Source organism: Haloplanus sp. HW8-1, assembly GCF_023703795.1.
Lineage (GTDB): Archaea > Halobacteriota > Halobacteria > Halobacteriales > Haloferacaceae > Haloplanus > Haloplanus pelagicus.
Genome location: NZ_CP098518.1, coordinates 1,737,490 through 1,754,315 on the forward strand (window position 1 = coordinate 1,737,490; position 16,826 = coordinate 1,754,315).

The 16,826-nt window shown below is 66.1% G+C and carries 22 protein-coding genes; 16 read left to right on the top strand and 6 right to left on the bottom strand.

Annotated elements, in window-relative coordinates; genetic code table 11:
• Positions 1 to 23 precede the first annotated feature (23 nt).
• From NBT82_RS09265 to thsA, 5 genes are all read left to right on the top strand, one after another.
• Positions 24 to 1,025: a tyrosine--tRNA ligase gene (locus tag NBT82_RS09265; RefSeq protein WP_251331238.1), complete on the top strand. Its 1,002-nt coding sequence runs from the start codon at positions 24 to 26 to the stop codon at positions 1,023 to 1,025.
• 68 nt (positions 1,026 to 1,093) lie between these two features.
• Positions 1,094 to 1,384, top strand: a complete 291-nt coding sequence (eif1A, locus tag NBT82_RS09270) for a translation initiation factor eIF-1A (protein ID WP_251331239.1) — start codon at positions 1,094 to 1,096, stop codon at positions 1,382 to 1,384.
• A gap of 37 nt (positions 1,385 to 1,421) precedes the next feature.
• Positions 1,422 to 2,291: a serine/threonine-protein kinase Rio1 gene (gene rio1, locus NBT82_RS09275; protein ID WP_251331240.1), complete on the top strand. Its 870-nt coding sequence runs from the start codon at positions 1,422 to 1,424 to the stop codon at positions 2,289 to 2,291.
• Between the two features lie 46 nt (positions 2,292 to 2,337).
• A complete protein-coding gene (locus NBT82_RS09280) occupies positions 2,338 to 2,868 on the top strand; it encodes a KH domain-containing protein (protein WP_251331241.1) in 531 nt (176 codons plus the stop codon).
• A 205-nt stretch (positions 2,869 to 3,073) separates the two neighbouring features.
• Positions 3,074 to 4,735: a thermosome subunit alpha gene (gene thsA / locus NBT82_RS09285; RefSeq protein ID WP_251331272.1), complete on the top strand. Its 1,662-nt coding sequence runs from the start codon at positions 3,074 to 3,076 to the stop codon at positions 4,733 to 4,735.
• 135 nt (positions 4,736 to 4,870) lie between these two features.
• On the opposite strand, the gene sufS is transcribed toward thsA, so the two are convergent.
• Entirely contained in the window at positions 4,871 to 6,148 is a 1,278-nt protein-coding gene (gene sufS / locus NBT82_RS09290; RefSeq protein WP_251331242.1) for a bifunctional cysteine desulfurase/selenocysteine lyase SufS, read from the bottom strand.
• Positions 6,149 to 6,270: 122 nt separating this feature from the next.
• On the opposite strand from sufS, the gene NBT82_RS09295 reads away from it, so the two are divergent.
• Positions 6,271 to 6,945: a PT domain-containing protein gene (locus NBT82_RS09295; RefSeq protein WP_251331243.1), complete on the top strand. Its 675-nt coding sequence runs from the start codon at positions 6,271 to 6,273 to the stop codon at positions 6,943 to 6,945.
• On the opposite strand, the gene NBT82_RS09300 is transcribed toward NBT82_RS09295, so the two are convergent.
• On the bottom strand, positions 6,942 to 7,232 hold the full coding sequence (locus NBT82_RS09300) for a DUF424 domain-containing protein (protein ID WP_251331244.1): 291 nt from the start codon (positions 7,230 to 7,232) through the stop codon (positions 6,942 to 6,944). The two genes, NBT82_RS09295 and NBT82_RS09300, sit on opposite strands and share 4 nt — an antisense overlap.
• Complete coding sequence (locus tag NBT82_RS09305; RefSeq protein WP_251331245.1) at positions 7,233 to 7,964, bottom strand: tetratricopeptide repeat protein; 732 nt, start codon at positions 7,962 to 7,964, stop codon at positions 7,233 to 7,235.
• Between the two features lie 78 nt (positions 7,965 to 8,042).
• On the opposite strand from NBT82_RS09305, the gene thpR reads away from it, so the two are divergent.
• Positions 8,043 to 8,594, top strand: coding sequence for an RNA 2',3'-cyclic phosphodiesterase (gene thpR, locus NBT82_RS09310; protein ID WP_251331246.1), 552 nt, complete (start codon positions 8,043 to 8,045; stop codon positions 8,592 to 8,594).
• A gap of 64 nt (positions 8,595 to 8,658) precedes the next feature.
• Here the strand turns inward: thpR and NBT82_RS09315 are convergent, their stop codons facing one another.
• A complete protein-coding gene (locus NBT82_RS09315) occupies positions 8,659 to 9,459 on the bottom strand; it encodes a TrmB family transcriptional regulator (RefSeq protein WP_251331247.1) in 801 nt (266 codons plus the stop codon).
• Positions 9,460 to 9,848: 389 nt separating this feature from the next.
• On the opposite strand from NBT82_RS09315, the gene NBT82_RS09320 reads away from it, so the two are divergent.
• The gene (locus NBT82_RS09320) at positions 9,849 to 10,652 is read left to right on the top strand and encodes a TrmB family transcriptional regulator (RefSeq protein WP_251331248.1); all 804 of its coding nucleotides are present in this window, start codon (positions 9,849 to 9,851) and stop codon (positions 10,650 to 10,652) included.
• Positions 10,653 to 10,747: 95 nt separating this feature from the next.
• Here NBT82_RS09320 and NBT82_RS09325 read toward each other — a convergent pair whose 3' ends face one another.
• Positions 10,748 to 11,050, bottom strand: coding sequence for a HalOD1 output domain-containing protein (locus NBT82_RS09325; protein ID WP_256476691.1), 303 nt, complete (start codon positions 11,048 to 11,050; stop codon positions 10,748 to 10,750).
• Positions 11,051 to 11,153: 103 nt separating this feature from the next.
• Positions 11,154 to 11,696 (bottom strand): diadenylate cyclase, encoded by a 543-nt coding sequence (locus NBT82_RS09330; RefSeq protein WP_251331250.1) that lies wholly within the window; start codon positions 11,694 to 11,696, stop codon positions 11,154 to 11,156.
• Positions 11,697 to 12,418: 722 nt separating this feature from the next.
• Here NBT82_RS09330 and NBT82_RS09335 point away from each other — a divergent pair.
• From NBT82_RS09335 to NBT82_RS09370, 8 genes are all read left to right on the top strand, one after another.
• Entirely contained in the window at positions 12,419 to 12,847 is a 429-nt protein-coding gene (locus NBT82_RS09335; protein ID WP_251331251.1) for a DUF7539 family protein, read from the top strand.
• Positions 12,848 to 13,297: 450 nt separating this feature from the next.
• Positions 13,298 to 13,450, top strand: a complete 153-nt coding sequence (locus NBT82_RS09340) for a 50S ribosomal protein L39e (protein ID WP_121921429.1) — start codon at positions 13,298 to 13,300, stop codon at positions 13,448 to 13,450.
• Complete coding sequence (locus NBT82_RS09345) at positions 13,451 to 13,729, top strand: 50S ribosomal protein L31e (RefSeq protein ID WP_251331252.1); 279 nt, start codon at positions 13,451 to 13,453, stop codon at positions 13,727 to 13,729.
• A gap of 1 nt (position 13,730) precedes the next feature.
• On the top strand, positions 13,731 to 14,402 hold the full coding sequence (locus tag NBT82_RS09350; RefSeq protein WP_251331253.1) for a translation initiation factor IF-6: 672 nt from the start codon (positions 13,731 to 13,733) through the stop codon (positions 14,400 to 14,402).
• Between the two features lie 36 nt (positions 14,403 to 14,438).
• Complete coding sequence (gene rpl18a, locus NBT82_RS09355; protein ID WP_251331254.1) at positions 14,439 to 14,615, top strand: 50S ribosomal protein L18Ae; 177 nt, start codon at positions 14,439 to 14,441, stop codon at positions 14,613 to 14,615.
• Entirely contained in the window at positions 14,615 to 15,070 is a 456-nt protein-coding gene (gene pfdA / locus NBT82_RS09360) for a prefoldin subunit alpha (RefSeq protein WP_251331273.1), read from the top strand. The genes rpl18a and pfdA overlap by 1 nt, the downstream gene beginning before the upstream one ends.
• Positions 15,071 to 15,077: 7 nt before the next feature.
• Positions 15,078 to 16,145, top strand: coding sequence for a signal recognition particle-docking protein FtsY (gene ftsY / locus NBT82_RS09365; RefSeq protein ID WP_251331255.1), 1,068 nt, complete (start codon positions 15,078 to 15,080; stop codon positions 16,143 to 16,145).
• A 45-nt stretch (positions 16,146 to 16,190) separates the two neighbouring features.
• The gene (locus NBT82_RS09370; RefSeq protein WP_251331256.1) at positions 16,191 to 16,751 is read left to right on the top strand and encodes a hypothetical protein; all 561 of its coding nucleotides are present in this window, start codon (positions 16,191 to 16,193) and stop codon (positions 16,749 to 16,751) included.
• Positions 16,752 to 16,826 lie beyond the last annotated feature (75 nt).

Consider the following 16,826-nt stretch of genomic DNA (forward strand, 5'->3'; position numbering starts at 1 on the left):
TCCCGCTCCCGCTCGTATCCGATATGGACGTCTACGAGCGGATCACCCGGAACGCGACCGAGGTGGTCACCGAAGCCGAGGGGCAGGCGCTGGCCGAAGCGCCCGAGGGCAAACGCGCGTACGTCGGGTACGAGCCATCGGGCGTGTTGCACATCGGTCACATGCTCACCGCGACGAAGCTGATGGACCTGCAGGACGCCGGCTTCGAGGTCACCGTCCTGCTCGCGGACGTCCACGCCTACCTCAACGACAAGGGCACCTTCGAGGAGATTCGGGAGACGGCCGAGCGCATGAAAGCCCAGTTTCTCGCCTACGGCCTCGACGAGGAGCGGACGGAGTTCGTCTACGGTTCCGAGTTCCAGTTCGACCGCGAGTACGTACTGGACCTCCACGCCTTGGAACTGGAGACGACCATCTCGCGGGCCGAACGGGCGATGGCCGAGATCAAAAGCGGCGACGCCGTGACGGTGTCCCAGGCCGTCTACCCCCTGATGCAGGCGCTCGACATCGTCTATCTCGACGTCGACCTCGCAATCGGGGGGATGGAACAGCGCAAGGTCCACATGCTCGCGCGGGACACCTTGCCGAAGATCGGCGAGGCGTCGCCTACCTGCCTCCACACGCCGCTGATCGCCGACCTCGAAACCGGCGTGGGGAAGATGTCCGCGAGCGAGGGCGTCTCCATCTCGATGGAGGACGCACCCGAAGACATCGAGGCGAAGGTCAACGACGCGTTCTGTCCACCCACCCGGGATCCGGCCCCCGACGCCGAGGGGCGCGAGCGCGAGAATCCCGTCCTGCAGATCTTCGAGTACCACGTCTTTCCGCGGTACGAGACGGTGGTGGTCGAGCGGCCGGAGCAGTACGGCGGCGACCTGGAGTACGACGACTACGAGTCGCTGGCGGCGGACCTGGAGTCGGGGGACCTCCACCCTGCGGACGCGAAGGGGGCGCTGGCGACGTACCTCGACGAACTCATCGCGCCCGGGCGGCGCCAACTGCAGGACGCCGCGTCGGACGCCTGATCGGCGGCTAGCGGCCGGGTCGACGATACGTCGGCGGGTTTAACACTCGCCGCCGTGAATTGCCGCGCATGAGCGAGAACGAAAACGGCGGGCGCAAGGACCTTCGAATGCCCGACGACGACGAGGTGTTCGCCGTCGTAACGAACATGCTCGGGGCCAACCGGGTGAAGGTACGCTGTGCGGACGGGGTGGAGCGAACGGCCCGCATCCCCGGCCGGATGCAAAAGCGCATCTGGATCCGCGAGGACGACGTCGTACTCGTCGAACCGTGGGACTGGCAAGACGAGAAGGCCGACATCTCGTGGCGCTACGAGAAGTCGGAGGCGGACCAGTTGCGGCGCGAAGGGCACATCGAGTAGCGGAGACTTTTACGGCGTGACGACGTACGTCGGGTGAATGAGTGACCGCGAGGAGTACGGCTTGCTCGCCCCCGAGGAGGGCGAGGGCGAGGACTTCGGCGACGAGTGGGAGGAGATCGACGTCTCCGACACCGAGGCGGACCGCATCGCCAGAAAGCGGGACCGCGAGTTCGCCGAGTTCCGTAAGCGGCTGAAAGACGCCGACCAGTTCAAGGTGGAACAGTCGGTGTTCGACGACGCCACCTTCGCGGCCATCTACAAACTCGTCCAGGACGGCCACATCGCGGCGTTCGGTGGCCCCATCTCGACGGGCAAGGAGGCAAACGTCTACGAGGCGCTCGGCGGAAACGATATCGACGTGGCGGTGAAGATCTACCGGATCAACGCCTCGAACTTCCAAGAGATGCGGGCGTATCTCGAGGGCGACCCGCGCTTCGAGGGTATCGGCTCCGACAAGAAGAAGGTCGTCCTCGCGTGGACGAAAAAAGAGTTCGCGAACCTGCGCCGGGCCAGGGCGGCCGGGGTGCGAGTGCCCGACCCCATCGCGGTCGAGCGCAACGTGTTGGTGATGGAACTGGTGGGGCTGGTCGAGGACCGCGCCCGGCGACTGGCCGAGGTGGACGTCGAGAACCCCGAGACGGCGTTCGAAGTGGTCCGGGAGTACATGCGACGGCTCCACGGCGCCGGCCTCGTCCACGGCGACCTCTCGGAGTACAACCTCATCATCCACGACGGCGAGTTGGTCGTCATCGATCTCGGGCAGGCCGTGACGGTTCACCATCCGAACGCCGAGGATTTTCTCGCCCGGGACTGCCGGAACGTGGCATCGTTTTTCACTCGACAGGGGATCGACGTCGATCCCGCGGCCCTCCACGAGTTCGTCACCGAGGCCGAACCGGAGCCGTAATTCCCGAGCGAGAACGCTTAAACGGCTCCGTCCGGTATCGGGCGACATGCAACACGTAAAGGTCCCGCAGGACCGCCTCGGCGTCCTCATCGGCGAAGGCGGCGAGACCATGCGCGAGATCGAGGACCGCGCCGAGGTCCGCCTCGACATCGACTCCGAGAGCGGGAGCGTCGCCATCGACGCCACCGGCGACCCCGTCACGGCCATGGTCGCACCCGACATCGTCCGGGCCATCGGTCGCGGATTCAAGCCCGACGCGGCGCTGTCTCTCCTCGACGACGAGATGCGGATGTTCGATCTGATCGACATCGAAGAGGCCACGCGGAACAAGAACGACCTCCAGCGACAGAAGGGACGGCTCATCGGCGAGAACGGGCGCACGCGGGAGTTGATGGAGGAACTCACCGGCGCCGAGGTGGTCATCTACGGCACTACCCTCGGCATCATCGGTCAACCCGAGGAGGTCCAGGCCGTCCGCCGGGCCGCCGAGATGCTGCTCGACGGTGCCCCCCACGGTGCGGTCTACGGCTACCTCGAACGCAAGCACAACGAACTCACCCGCGGCGTCGAACTGTAGCCGACGACGCCGGTCGCCCCGTTCGTCGTCGACTCCCCGATCCACGGTAACGTGTAACGATATTCCCCCACCCTCTCGCGACCGGTCGATTCCGATAATCACGTGACTGCGACACGGTGTGGCACACGACGGATCGAAACTATTTTATAGAATCACAATCAATCAAAGGTTGATTATGTCTCAGCGAATGCAGCAAGGACAGCCGATGATCATTCTCGGCGAGGATTCCCAGCGCACCCAGGGGAAGGACGCTCAGTCGATGAACATCACGGCCGGCAAGGCCGTCGCGGAGTCCGTACGGACCACACTCGGTCCGAAAGGGATGGACAAGATGCTCGTCGACTCCGGCGGGAGCGTCGTCGTCACGAACGACGGCGTCACGATCCTGAAGGAGATGGACATCGACCACCCCGCCGCGAACATGATCGTCGAGGTCTCCGAAACTCAGGAGGACGAGGTCGGCGACGGCACCACGACGGCAGTCGTCATCGCGGGCGAACTCCTCGACGAGGCCGAGGAGCTCATCGACCAGGACATCCACCCGACGACGCTGGCCCAGGGGTACCGCCGGGCCGCGGAGAAGGCAAAGGAGATCCTCGAAGAGAACGCCATCGACGTCTCGGCTGACGACCGCGAGACGCTCGTCAAGATCGCCTCCACGGCGATGACGGGCAAGGGCGCCGAGAGCGCGAAAGACCAGCTCGCGGACTTGGTGGTCGACGCCGTCCTCGCCGTTCGCGACGACGACGGGGTCGACACCGACAACGTCTCCGTCGAGAAGGTCGTCGGCGGCGCCATCGGCAACTCCGAGCTCATCGAGGGCGTCATCGTCGACAAGGAACGCGTCAGCGACAGCATGCCCTACGCCGTCGAGGACGCCGACGTCGCGCTGGTCGACGGCGACCTCGAAGTCAAGGAGACCGAGATCGACGCCGAGGTCAACGTCACCGACCCTGACCAGCTCCAGCAGTTCCTCGACCAAGAGGAGAAACAGCTGCGCGAGATGGTCGACCACCTGAAGGAAGTCGGCGCCGACGCCGTCTTCGTCGGCAGCGGCATCGACGACATGGCCCAGCACTACCTGGCCCAGGAGGGCATCCTCGCCGTCCGTCGCGCGAAGGACAGCGACCTCTCCAGTCTCGCCCGCTCGACCGGCGGCACGGTCGTCGGCTCCGTCGACGACCTGACCGAGGACGACCTCGGCTTCGCCGGGTCGGTCGCCCAGAAGGACATCGGCGGCGACGAGCGCATCTTCGTCGAGGACACTCCCGACGCCAAGTCCGTCACGCTCGTCCTCCGCGGCGGCACCGAACACGTCGTCGACGAGGTCGAGCGTGCGGTCGAGGACTCGCTCGGCGTCGTCCGCACGACCCTGGAGGAGGGCAAGGTCCTGCCCGGGGGCGGTGCGCCCGAGGCGGAACTCGCCCTCGGCCTCCGTGACCACGCCGACTCCGTGGGTGGCCGCGAACAGCTCGCCGTCGAGGCCTTCGCCGAGGCGCTCGACGTCATCCCGCGCACCCTCGCCGAGAACGCCGGTCTCGACCCCATCGACTCGCTGGTCGATCTTCGGGCCCAGCACGACGGTGGCGACCTCTCGGCCGGTCTGGACGCCTACACGGGCGACATCATCGACATGGAGGAGGAGGGCGTCGTCGAACCCCTCCGCGTCAAAACCCAGGCCATCGAGTCCGCCACCGAGGCGGCCGTCATGATCCTCCGCATCGACGACGTCATCGCGGCCGGCGACCTCAAGGGCGGCGGCAGCGACGACGACGGCGACGACGCCCCCGGCGGCCCCGGCGGCGGCGGCATGGGCGGCGGCATGGGCGGCATGGGCGGCATGGGTGGCATGGGCGGCGCGATGTGAGGTAGGCGCGCGCCCCATCCACTCCGGCCCACCGCTGCACCGCACCGTCCGACGGCTCGACCCCCACTTTCTTTCGACGCTATCGCGTAGCTAGCGGCTCGAACGTGGTGACGTCGCGGAAAAACCGAGGCTGCGTCACGCGAACAGGTCGCGAGCCTCGGCGACGGCCTCGACCAGCCGATCGATCTCCTCGCGGGTGTTGTAGACGTAGAAGGAGGCCCGCGCGGAGGCGGCGATACCGAGTTTGTCGTGGAGGGGCTGGGTGCAGTGGTCGCCGGCCCGGATCGCCACGCCGTAGTCGTTGACGATGCTGGAGAGGTCGTGGGCGTGGACACCGTCGACGTTGAACGCGACGAGGCCGCCGCGGTCGTCGCCGGGCGGGCCGTAGATTTCCACGTCGTCGAACTCGGTCAGGCGGTCGTAGGCGTACTCGGCCAGCAGTTCCTCGTGGGCCTGGACCGCCTCCATCCCGATATCCTCGAGATAGTCGACGGCGGCCGCGAAGGCGACGCCCTGTGCGATGGAGGGGGTGCCCGCCTCGAACTTCCAGGGCAGGTCCTCCCACGTCGCGTCCTCGTAGGTCACCCGGCGGATCATGTCGCCGCCGTAGAGGTATGGTTGCATCTCCTCCAGAATCGACTCCTTGCCGTAGAGCGCGCCGATGCCGGTCGGGCCACACATCTTGTGGCCGGAGAAGGCGAAGAAGTCGGCGTCCATCGCCTTCACGTCGACCGGTCGGGTGGGCGCCGACTGGGCGCCGTCGACGAAGATCAGCGCGTCGTGGTCGTGGGCCACGTCCGCCAGTTCAGCCACGGGGACGACCGTCCCGAGCGTGTTCGAGACGTGGACGACCGACACCATCTCCGTGGTGTCGTCGATCAGGTCCGCGGCGTGGTCCATATCCAGATAGCCGTCGTCGTCGACGCGGACGTACCGCACCTCCGCGCCCGTTCGCTTGGCAATCTGTTGCCACGTCACCAGCGACGCGTGGTGTTCCATCTCCGAGAGGACCACGGAGTCCCCGGGGCCGAGTTCGGCCAGTCCCCACGCGTAGGCGACGAGGTTCTCCGCCTCGGTCGTGTTCTTCGTGAAGACGATCTCCTCGCGGCCGTCGGCACCGACGAAGTCGGCCACCGTGTCGTGGGCCTCCTCGTAGGCCACGCTGGCCTCCTGACTCAACTGGTGGATCCCTCGGTGGACGTTGGCGTTGTAGCCGCGGTAGTAGTCGGCGATGGTGTCGACCACCTGATCCGGCGTCTGACTCGTCGCGGCGTTGTCGAGATAGTACAGCGGCGTGTCGTCGTCGGGTCCCTCGCCGGGCGTCTCCACGTCGCCCCCGACGGACCGGTCGAGGATCGGGAAATCGGCCCGGATGGCTTCCACGTCGATCGGATACGATTCCTGGACTCCCATCGACCGGGCGTACGATCCGGAGGGATAACACCCCTTCGGTGTCTCACATCCGGTGCAACCACGACCGGTTACCACCGCGCGCCCAACACTTTCTTGACGTCGCCGGACGCTTACTCACACCCATGGAACGTCGACGGGTCTTGACGATGTGCGGCGCGCTCGCAACGGGGATCCTCGCGGGATGCAGCGGCGACGGTGACGGGGGCGCGCCCACGGGGACGGCGACGGAGACGGTCGAACCGACGGCGACGCCGACGGCCGAACCGACGGCCGAACCGACGGCGACGCCGACGGCCGAACCGACGGCGACGGCCGAATCCGGCCCCGGGGGACCGACACACGAACTCGACGAGTCGTTCGTCGTCGGCACCGGGAGCGATCGGATCGGCTACCGCATCATCGACTTCTACCGCGCCGACCGCATCGGCAGCAGCGCCAACTACGACACGGCCGACGGCGTCTTCCTGATCGTCTTCCTGGAGCTCAGCAACCCGCAGGACACCGACACCTCCTTTCCGCAGAACGCCTTTCTCGCCACCAACGAGGAACAGATCCGGTACATCGACGAGGGGGCGACGCCGAAGATCGCCGACGACGACCGGGTGGATACCCAGGCGCTCGGCTCGGCGACGCTCCTCAGCGGGAGTTCGAAGACGGGTGCCGTGGTGTTCGACCTCGATCCCGACCAGTCCTACTGGCTCGAACTCAGACCGACCGGCGACGCCGGGGACACCCACTACGTCGAGATCGGCACGATCTCCGAGATTCAGGCTCTCGAGAGTTCGATGGTCGGCTAGAGCCAGAGCAACTGGGCGTGGAGCGCGCCGTCCAGATCGAGGACGCGCTCCTCGTCGACGAGGCCGGCGTCGATGGCGACCGACACGCAGCGCTCGCCGACGAGGTTGGCGACCGACGCCCGCGTCAGCGCGTCCACCACGTCGTCCGCGTCGCCCTCGTCGCCGCCGTAGAACTCGTCGGTCACCGTGAGCGACACCCCGTCGCCGTCGTAGGTCTCGCCGAGACACTCCTCGTCACAGACGGCGACGAGCAGTCCCTCGGGCGTGTCCCGTTCGCGGATCAGCATCTATCGGTCCTCGACCAGTTCGCGCTCGGCCTCCTCGCGGAGTTCGGCCGCCTGCTCCTGGACGCGCTCTGCCTCCTCGTTCTCGCCGAGTTCCTCCAGCGCCCTCGCTTTCTCCTCTAGCACCGAGGCGTTGCGCATCCCCAGACGGATGGCGTTGTCGAAGCAGTCGACCGCGTTCTCGTGGAGGCCACGCTCGGCGAGGAAGAAGCCGCGATTGTACCACGCCTGCGCGAACCTGGGATCGACCTCGACGGCGCGTTCGGCGTGGTTGAGCGCCTGTTCGGTTCGCCCCCACTCCCAGAGCGTGTAGGCGAGGTTCGTATGCGCCGAGGCGGCGTGTTCGGAGTCCTCGTCGATCGAGAGGGCCTCCTCGTAGGCGCCGACGGCCTCGTCGTACTCCTCCAGTTGTGCGTGGGCCGCTCCCTTGTTCACCCACGCCTCCTGGGCTACGAGTTCGTCGTCGGCGAAACTCGCCGCCCGCTCGAAGGTTTCGGTCGCCTCTTCGAATCGGTTGATGCCCATATACGAGAGCCCCACGTCGACCAACTGTTCGGCGTCGACCTGGTCGCTGGCGACGTTTCGTTCGTCGAGCATGTCCGTCAGCACCCGCGAGTCGACCGGGTCGACCTCCGACGGATCCACCGATAGCTCCGGGGGGTCGAGCGAGAACTCCTCGTACTCCTCGTCGAACCCCTGCCCCTCCGAGAAGCGATGGGGTCGCTCGTCGTCCATGCCCTCCGCTTGTGTGCCGGGTCGGTTAAGGCCTGCGTCACGGGCCAGAACTTAGGTCCTCGCGCGCCGAGGACCGCCATGCGACTGTTCGTCAGCGTCGACGTCGACACGCTGGCCGACGCCATCGCGGACGCACAGGACCGACTCCCGGACGCCGAGAGCCTCCGCCGCGTCGATCCGACCGACGCCCACGTCACCCTCAAGTTCCTCGGCGACGTCGATCCCGACCGTCTGGACGCCCTCGACGCCGCGCTTTCGACTGCCGTCGCCGACGCCGGCGTCGATCCCTTCACCCTGACACTCGGTGGCTACGGCGTCTTCCCCTCCCTCGAGTACATCAGCGTCGTCTGGGCCGGCGTCAGCGAGGGAGATTCGGAACTCACCCGCCTCCACGAGGCGATCGAGCGGGAGACGACGGGCCGTGGATTCGACCCCGTGGACCACGCGTTCACGCCACACGTCACCCTCGCTCGCATGGACGACGCTCGGGGCAAGGCGGCCGTCCAGCGGCTCGTCGGCGGGGAGGACCCGACCGTGGGCAGCGTCGTCGTTCGCGAGATTCGCCTCGAAGAGAGTACGCTCACCGACGGGGGGCCGACGTACGAAACGGTCGAGCGGTACCCCCTGTAGCGATCCCTCGGTTCCGCGAGTGCCGCTCGGCGCGCGTCCCCGACGGCCCGGCGTCGCGGGCCGGTCACTCCATCGTACCGCCGTCCTCCAACCGCCAGGTGAAGATCGCCCGCAGTACGACGACGAGGCTGTTCGTCTCGCCGGCGCCCCAGATCGCGGTCTCGAACCGCGGCTCCGTGGGGGCTGGGTCCTCGTCGCCGACGAGGACGCTCACGAGCGTCTGCGTTTCGTCGACCATCATGAGCCGTCCCGCGGGCGTGTCCGACCAGACCCACAGCGACTCGAATAGCTCCGCGCCGGGAACGTCGTCCCGGATCCGCTCTTGAACGTCCGGGGACACGCCACCGAGGCTGATCGTCACGCCCCGCTCCGCGGCGGCACGTAACCCGTCCACGACGTCCTCGGTGAGTAGGTCCTCGACGGTCATGTAGACGATTTCGTCCGTCGCGCCGTCCACGAACTCCAGTACGCGGTCCGTGACCGCCGCTTGGCCCTCGACCGTCCAGACGCCCTGTTGCTCCTCGATGTGCTGAGCCGGTTCGAGTTCGTTCAGTGCCGTCGTCAGGACTCCCGTTCGGTGGGTCATCTCCCGTTCGAACTTCCGGCCGGCCGTTTCGGCCGATATCGCCCAGAACTCCTTTGGCGACGACTGCTGGATGTCGACCATGCCCCGTGCGCGCAACTCGTCGACCGCGTCGTAGACGCGAGTCCGCGGCACGTCGGCGGTCCGACTCACGTCCTTGGCGGTGCCCGGCCCGAGACCCACGAGCGCCACGAACGTCCGTGCGGCGTAGGTGCTGAGCCCGAACTGTTCGAGTTGCTCGATGGCTGCAGCACGCGGATCGTCGACGGGATCGAAATCCATAGATCAGGTCCTCTGTACTGTGAAATCCCGCCCACGAAGGTGGCCGGGACCGGCACGCATCGGATCGTGGTTGGGACACAGTTCCGAGTCGCGCGCCGGAGCGTACCTCATGTCCCGACGATGATAATACTTTTGTGATTAACCGAGTTAACTCTAGAAATTGACCGGGGAGCGATCGTCGACGGATACTATTTCGGCCGACAACAATGTAACCCTGCGCATCACAACGACTTACCGAGCGATGAACGACGATCGTACTGCTTCAGCGCCGGGTGTGATTCGGCCACCGAACGCCGCCCGGCTGTACACTCGCCAGTGACAATGCCTATCTACCTGGCGCTCCGATCTTGTTGGAGTCCCGGGATTCTCCGGGTCGTGAGTTGGGACACATGAGCACGGACGAAACAGTACACGAAGCAGTCGAAGCACTCCAGCAACTCGGACTGAAGGAGTACGAGGCACGGTGTTTCGTTGGCCTGTCACAGGTCGAGGCGGGAACGGCAAAGAAACTCAGCGAGATGACCGAAGTGCCCCGGACGCGAGTGTACGACGCGATCCGGGTGCTGGAAGCACAGGGATTGGTCGAAATACAGCATTCGAGCCCACAGCAGTTTCGCGCGGTTCCGCTGGACGAAGCGACCGAGACGCTGCGCGACCAGTACGAGGCCCGCGTCGAGCGTCTCCACGACGCCCTCGATACGGTCGAGATCGTCAAAGACGGCGACGAAGAGCCAGTCCAGCAGGTGTGGGCGATGACCGGGAACGACGGGATCGAAAACCGGACGGAAGAACTCATCCAGACGGCAACCGAGGAGGTCGTCCTCGTCATCGGCGACGAGTCGCTGCTGACCGAGGATCTCATTGCCACACTCAACGAGGTCGGCGACGGCGTCAGGTTGCTTGTCGGCGCCCTGACCGAGTCGCTGCAGGAACGGATTCAGACCGCGGTGCCCGATGCCACGACGTTCATCTCGGGCCTGGAGTGGTTACACGGCGAGGCCGCCGCCGAAGACGAGACCGCGATCGGCCGTCTGTTGCTGGTCGACCGCTCGACGATCCTCGTGAGTTCCATCATGCCGGGGACGAAAGTGGAGCAGGCGATCTTCGGCGGGGGATTCGGGAACGGTCTCGTCGTGATCGCCCGCCGACTCATGGCACAGGGACTACTGACCGAGCGTGACCCCGCTCCGTGACACTTCGGCCACAGGTTCCTGACGCCTTCGGCGCCGTGCGGGACGTCCGACCGAGACGGCCGCCAGTGTGACGCCTCGGCGGTCGCCGGGTCCCATCACTGGGCGCCGCTGTCGACGACGTCGGGACCGCTTTCGTCGCTGATTCGGGGATCTATCGGGCGGAGCGTGAGGTACTCGCCGTTATCGACCGTGACCCAGCACTTGCTGTAGACGAACGTGAGACGGCCACCCGGTCGAGCGGTGACGTCGTGTCGCGAACCGAACAAGGTATCCAGCGCGTCGGGATCGAGTACGTCCGTGAGCGGCCGCAGCGACCGTGGCTCACGGCCTTCGACAGCGCTCACTGCACACACCACGGCCGTACTTACTGATTCGTTCGCTCCAATCTCGTACTCCACACTCTAATGTCGTGGTAGATGCTGAAAATGTGCCCGGTTTTCACCCGTATTATCAAAACAAAGTTGAAGTCCGTCGGCAGCGGTCGTCTCACCCCGGACGCCGCTAGAACTCCTCGAACGTGCCGTCGGTGAAGACCGTCACCCGGCCGTCCTCTTCGCTGAGTGTGATCGCTGCGAACACCTCCTCGCGGGTCGAGGTTTCCAGCGCACTCATGTGTCGGGCACCCATCCACCCGGCGTAGGGAAGACCGTCGTTTCGTCGGCAGTCGGCCGGAGCGAGTTGCTTGGCCCGACCCATCGCCTCCTCGATCGTACCGTCGCTGCGGACGACGACTGCTCCATCGCAGGACAACGAAATGCTCTGTGCAGTCTCGAGAAATGTGCCAGTCTCAGCAAAGACGGTCGCACAGTCCTCGACCGGCCAGCGGTTCGTCCCCATTGGAGTCGCGAAGTCAGCCGCGGAATCCCGCTTGACGACGAAATAGAGTCCGGGTCCACGGGCGTAGGGCTCGTCCCATCGCTCGAATCCGAGGCTGATGTCATTGGCGCATCGCTCGATCCGCTCGAGTACTGCCTCGATATCTGAATCATCGGGCTTCGGCTCCGGCGTCGCGGAACTATAGATGGGATCGGTCGTTCCGTTCATGCCGAATACGGCCGCTGAGAGTTTAGTAGCCCCGAATTTCCGAACGAGACGCTGTCAGGAGCATTCGGGTGAATCGCCGCCGACCGAACGGAATCCCCCGGTCACGCAAAAACAGGATCGGAGTGAATACGCTGTGAGGTACGTATAGCTACATCCCACCCCGCGCTGTGGTCTCGATATCGGCACCGTTCATCAGGACTCCCGTCCCCAGTCGCCGCAACCACTCCCCGTCGGCCGCGAGATCCGTCCTGACATCCTCCCACGGCTAAAGCCGTGGGGTTCCCGACCACAGGCCGGGCAGTCCACGGCGGGAGGTTCCCCACTCGTACGCGGTGGGGTTGTGGGCCGTGCCAGTACGGCCCCCGACCGAGATAGCGGGCTTCATCTACCCCCGCGAAGGGTGCGTATCCTTACCTCGGACTCGGCGCCACGACCGACGAGCGCCGACATAATCAACGTTTCGCCGGCTGTCGGCTTCATCCCACCCCTGAAGGGGAGGGGGCTTTCGCCTCGAAATGCTGTAAATTCGGCGGCAGTATGGGGCAGTCGAAGAAGCGTCCGACAGACGAGAGCAAAGCGTCCGTGGGTGGGGGCTCGGTAGGAAGGGCCCACGACGGACAAACCGCCCTCCACGTCCGTCCGCCCGGATCGTGCGCCGACTCACCACCGCCGACTGGACGTCTCGTGCGAACCTTGATTCACTTGGCCGCCGTCTTAGAAGCATGGTCGAGTTTCCAGACGAGCGACAGATCGTACTAGAGGCACGGTCCCAGTTAGACCAGTGGACGAAGAGTGCCCGGAGAGAGGCGTACGCTGATCTGTTCGACAGCGAGGATTCCGTACTCTCCCCTGAAGAGGTGCGACTCCTCGATGCGCTCGACTCCGAACTGGAGCGAGGGGGCGGCGACGGTGTTTGGGGAACCGATCAGTACGGCATCCACACGGCGGGGACTTCGGGTTCGGATACCTCACTCGGCGTCGTCTGTGTCTATCATCCACAGATCACCGTGGATTCGGTCCTCCGGGGAGCCGACAACCTCGACGACGAGACCGAAGAACGACTCAATGCGGCACTCTGGCAATACAGCGAACGTGTCGCGACACTCATCGAAGCCGAACTCGACGAGTTCGTCAACCAACCCCAGCGGTAAATCCGTCCAGTCGGACGCTCGCTCTCGCCTCGGCGGAGAGAATCCACCGATGGCGCGGAGGCTGTCACACGCTGGTGGCCGTTTTGATATGTGGGTGACGGTAAGCCGAGCCTCGACGAGATTCTACGCCGCGTTTCGGGCCGATCAGCTATGGGGGGCCGGTCTCACGCCTGCACGCGACGTTCTGTATCGCGGTATACGGTTTATTTTGGGTGAGTCGGGCGACGAGGTCAGTCCCGCCCGCGCCGAGGCCGACCTCGGCATCGCCCCAGTCCGGATCCTCCGGGCACGCGGCGGACCAGAGTCATTCCCCCTCGGTGAGCCCTGTCGAGCCCCCCATCCGGGTGAGTAAACTCCATGACGCGATATAGAACGACTCGTGCCCTGCCCGGATTCGGCGACGCCCGAAAGAACAAGATTTTATGCGGCGACGGGGTAGACAAGGCCACTATGGGTAAGAAATCGAAGGCGAAAAAGAAGCGACTCGCCAAACTGGAGCGACAGAACAGTCGTGTCCCCGCGTGGGTCATGCTCAAGACGGATCGACAGGTCACCCGCAACCCGAAGCGTCGCAACTGGCGCCGGAACGACACGGACGAATAGATGAGCGCCAACGACTTCGAGGAGCGTGTCGTCACCGTCCCGCTCCGCGACGCGCGGGCGGCCCCGTCCAACGAGCGCGCCGACAAGGCGATGACGCTGGTTCGGGAACACCTCGCCCAGCATTTCAAGGTCGACGAGAGCGAGGTGCGCCTCGATACGGCTATCAACGAGGCGGTGTGGAAGCAGGGTCGAAACAATCCGCCCAGCAAGCTTCGGGTTCGTGCCGCTCGCTTCGTCGAGGACGGCGAACCGATCGTCGAAGCAGAGCCCGCCGAATAACGTGTTACGCGCCTCCTTCGCCGGATCGTCGTACGTCGGGGTGTTCGCCCGGGCGACGAACGACTGCCTGCTCGTGCGTTCCGACGCCGACGAGGACACCGTCGCCGACATGGCGGCGGAACTCGACGTCGAGCCAGTCCCGACTACGGTGGGCGGCTCCGGCACCGTCGGCGCCCTCACGGTCGGCAACGAGCATGGACTGCTCGTTTCCAGCCGGGCGACCGACCGCGAAATCACGGCCATCGAGGAGGCAACCGGGCTCTCGGTGACGGAACTGCCCGGGCGGATCAACGCCGCGGGCAACGTCGTTCTCGTGAACGACTACGGCGCCTACGTTCATCCGGACCTGAGTCGGGAGGCGGTCCGGACGGTCAGGTCGGCGCTCGACGTGCCCGTCGAACGCGGCGATCTGGCCGACGTGCGGACCGTCGGCACTGCCGCCGTCGCGACCAACGAGGGCGTCCTCTGTCACCCGAAGTCCCGCGAACCGGAACTGGAGGCGATCGAGGACTGTCTCGACGTGCGGGCCGACATCGGCACCGTCAACTACGGCGCGCCGCTGGTCGGCTCCGGACTCGTCGCCACCGAATCGGGCTACGTCGTCGGCACGGATACGACCGGGCCGGAACTCGGCCGCATCGAGGAGACGCTCGGCTACATCGAGCGGCAGTAGGAAGATACTTCCCGCTTCCTCACGACCCTTCTGTACATGAGTGAGTTCGTCGTCAGCGGACGCTTTCAGGACCGAACCGGCTACCGCGCGTTCGAGAAGGATATCGACGCCCCCAATCGGAACGTCGCGCAGGAACACACGCTCGCACAACTCGGGAGCGAGCACGGGCTCAAGCGGACGCAGATCGAGATCGAGGGGGTGACCGCGGCATGATGGGTGGCGGTCAGCAGCAACTCCAGCAGCTCTCCCAGGAACTCGAAGCCATCGACGAAGAGATCGCGGAACTCGAAGCCGAGATCGGGAACCTCCGCACCCGGCAGACCGAGATCGACGAGGCTATCGAGGCCATCGAGACGCTCGACTCCGGCTCGACGGTTCAGGTCCCGCTCGGCGGCGGCGCGTACCTCCGGGCCGAAGTGCAGGACATCGACGAAGTGATCGTCGACCTCGGCGGCGGCTACGCGGCCGAACAGCAGCAGGGCGACGCCATCGACGCGCTCGAACGCAAGCAGGACGTCCTCGACGACCGCATCGACGACGTCGAGGCGGAGATCTCCGAACTCGAGTCCGAGAGCGACGAGATCGAACAGCAGGCCCAGCAGATGCAACAGCAGATGCAACAACAGCAGATGCAGCAGATGCAACAACAGCAGGCCGACGACGAGTAGCGGGTCGATGTTCGACGGACTGAAAGACAAACTGGACGACTTCCGCAGCGACGTCGAGGAGAGCGCCGAACCCGACACCGCACCCGGCTCCGGAGCGGACGGGGACGGGAAAACGGAGACGGCACCCGACGACGCGAACGTGCACGCGGAGGACGCCGCCGAGTCCGAGGACGCGGGCGACGCCGACTCGCCGAGTCGCCTCCAGCGAGCCAAGGCCTTGGCTACCGGCAAGGTCGTCCTCGAGGAGGAGGATCTGGAGGAGCCCCTCTGGAACCTGGAGATGGCGCTGCTGGAAAGCGACGTGGAGATGGGCGTCGCGGAGGCCATCCTCGACCAGATCCGCTCGAACTTGGTCGGCGAGACCAAATCCCAGATGGCGAGCACGGGCGACCTCGTCGAGGACGCCCTGCGCGACGCCCTGCTTGAGGTCATCAGCGTCGGTCAGTTCGACTTCGACGAACGCATCGCGACCGCCGAGAAGCCGGTGACGATCGTCTTCACCGGCGTCAACGGCGTCGGCAAGACCACCACCATCGCCAAACTCGCCCGCTACTTGGAAGAGCGGGGCTACTCTTCGGTGCTCGCCAACGGCGACACCTACCGCGCGGGAGCGAACGAACAGATCCGGGAGCACGCCGAGGCGCTCGGCAAGCGCCTGATCGCCCACGAACAGGGCGGCGACCCCGCGGCCGTCATCTACGACGGCGTGGAGTACGCCGAGGCCAACGACGTGGACGTCGTCCTCGGCGACACCGCCGGACGCCTCCACACCTCCAGCGACCTGATGGCCCAACTGGAGAAGATAGACCGCGTCGTCGATCCCGACCTCACGCTGTTCGTCGACGAGGCGGTCGCCGGCCAGGACGCCGTCGAGCGCGCCCAGCAGTTCGACGATGCCGCCGCGATCGACGGCGCCGTCCTGACGAAAGCGGACGCCGACTCGCAGGGCGGTGCCGCGATCTCCGTCGCCTACGTGACCGGCAAGCCCGTCCTCTTTCTCGGCACGGGACAGGGGTACGCCGATCTCGACCGGTTCGATCCCGAATCACTGGTCGACGACCTCCTCGGCGCGTAAGCCCGGAGCGACACGCCTACCCCGCTCCGTCGCCTACGCGCCCCCATGAGTACCGTCGTCGGCGTCGCCTGCGCGGGCGGCGTCGTCCTCGTCGGCGACCGTCTCGTCACGGCCGACGGCCGCGTCCGGAGCCGGTCCCGCGAACACGTCCTCGACCTCGGGAGCGTCGGCGCAGCCGTCGTCTGTGCCGACGTCGCAGGGTTCGTCGACCGACTCGACGCGGCGGTTCGGTCCTACCGGACGGAGCGCGGACGGCTCCGCATCGGCCCGTTCGCCCGTCTCGTCGGCGACGTAGCGACCGAGTTCGACGCGTCCGTCCTCGCGGCCGCCCGCGACGACGAGGAGCGTCCCCGCCTCCGCTCGGTCGATCCCGAGGGGGGCGTCACCGACGAATCGCTCGCGGCGGTGGGAAGCGGTGCGGCCGTCGCCCTCGGTGGACTCGAAGCCGGCCACGACCCCGAATCGACCCTGGACGCCACCGAGACGCTCGCCCGCGACGCCGTCGGGGCCGCTGCGGAACGCGACGCGGGCACCGGCGCCGACGTCGACGTCTATCGCCTCCCGGCCGAGTCTAGCTCTCCAGCACCGACAGATAGCGGTCGATGATGTCGCTCTTGTGGTGGGTGTCGTGTAAGTGCTCGCACAGGTGATTTCGGGTCCTGCACCCGTGGGTCGCGGATC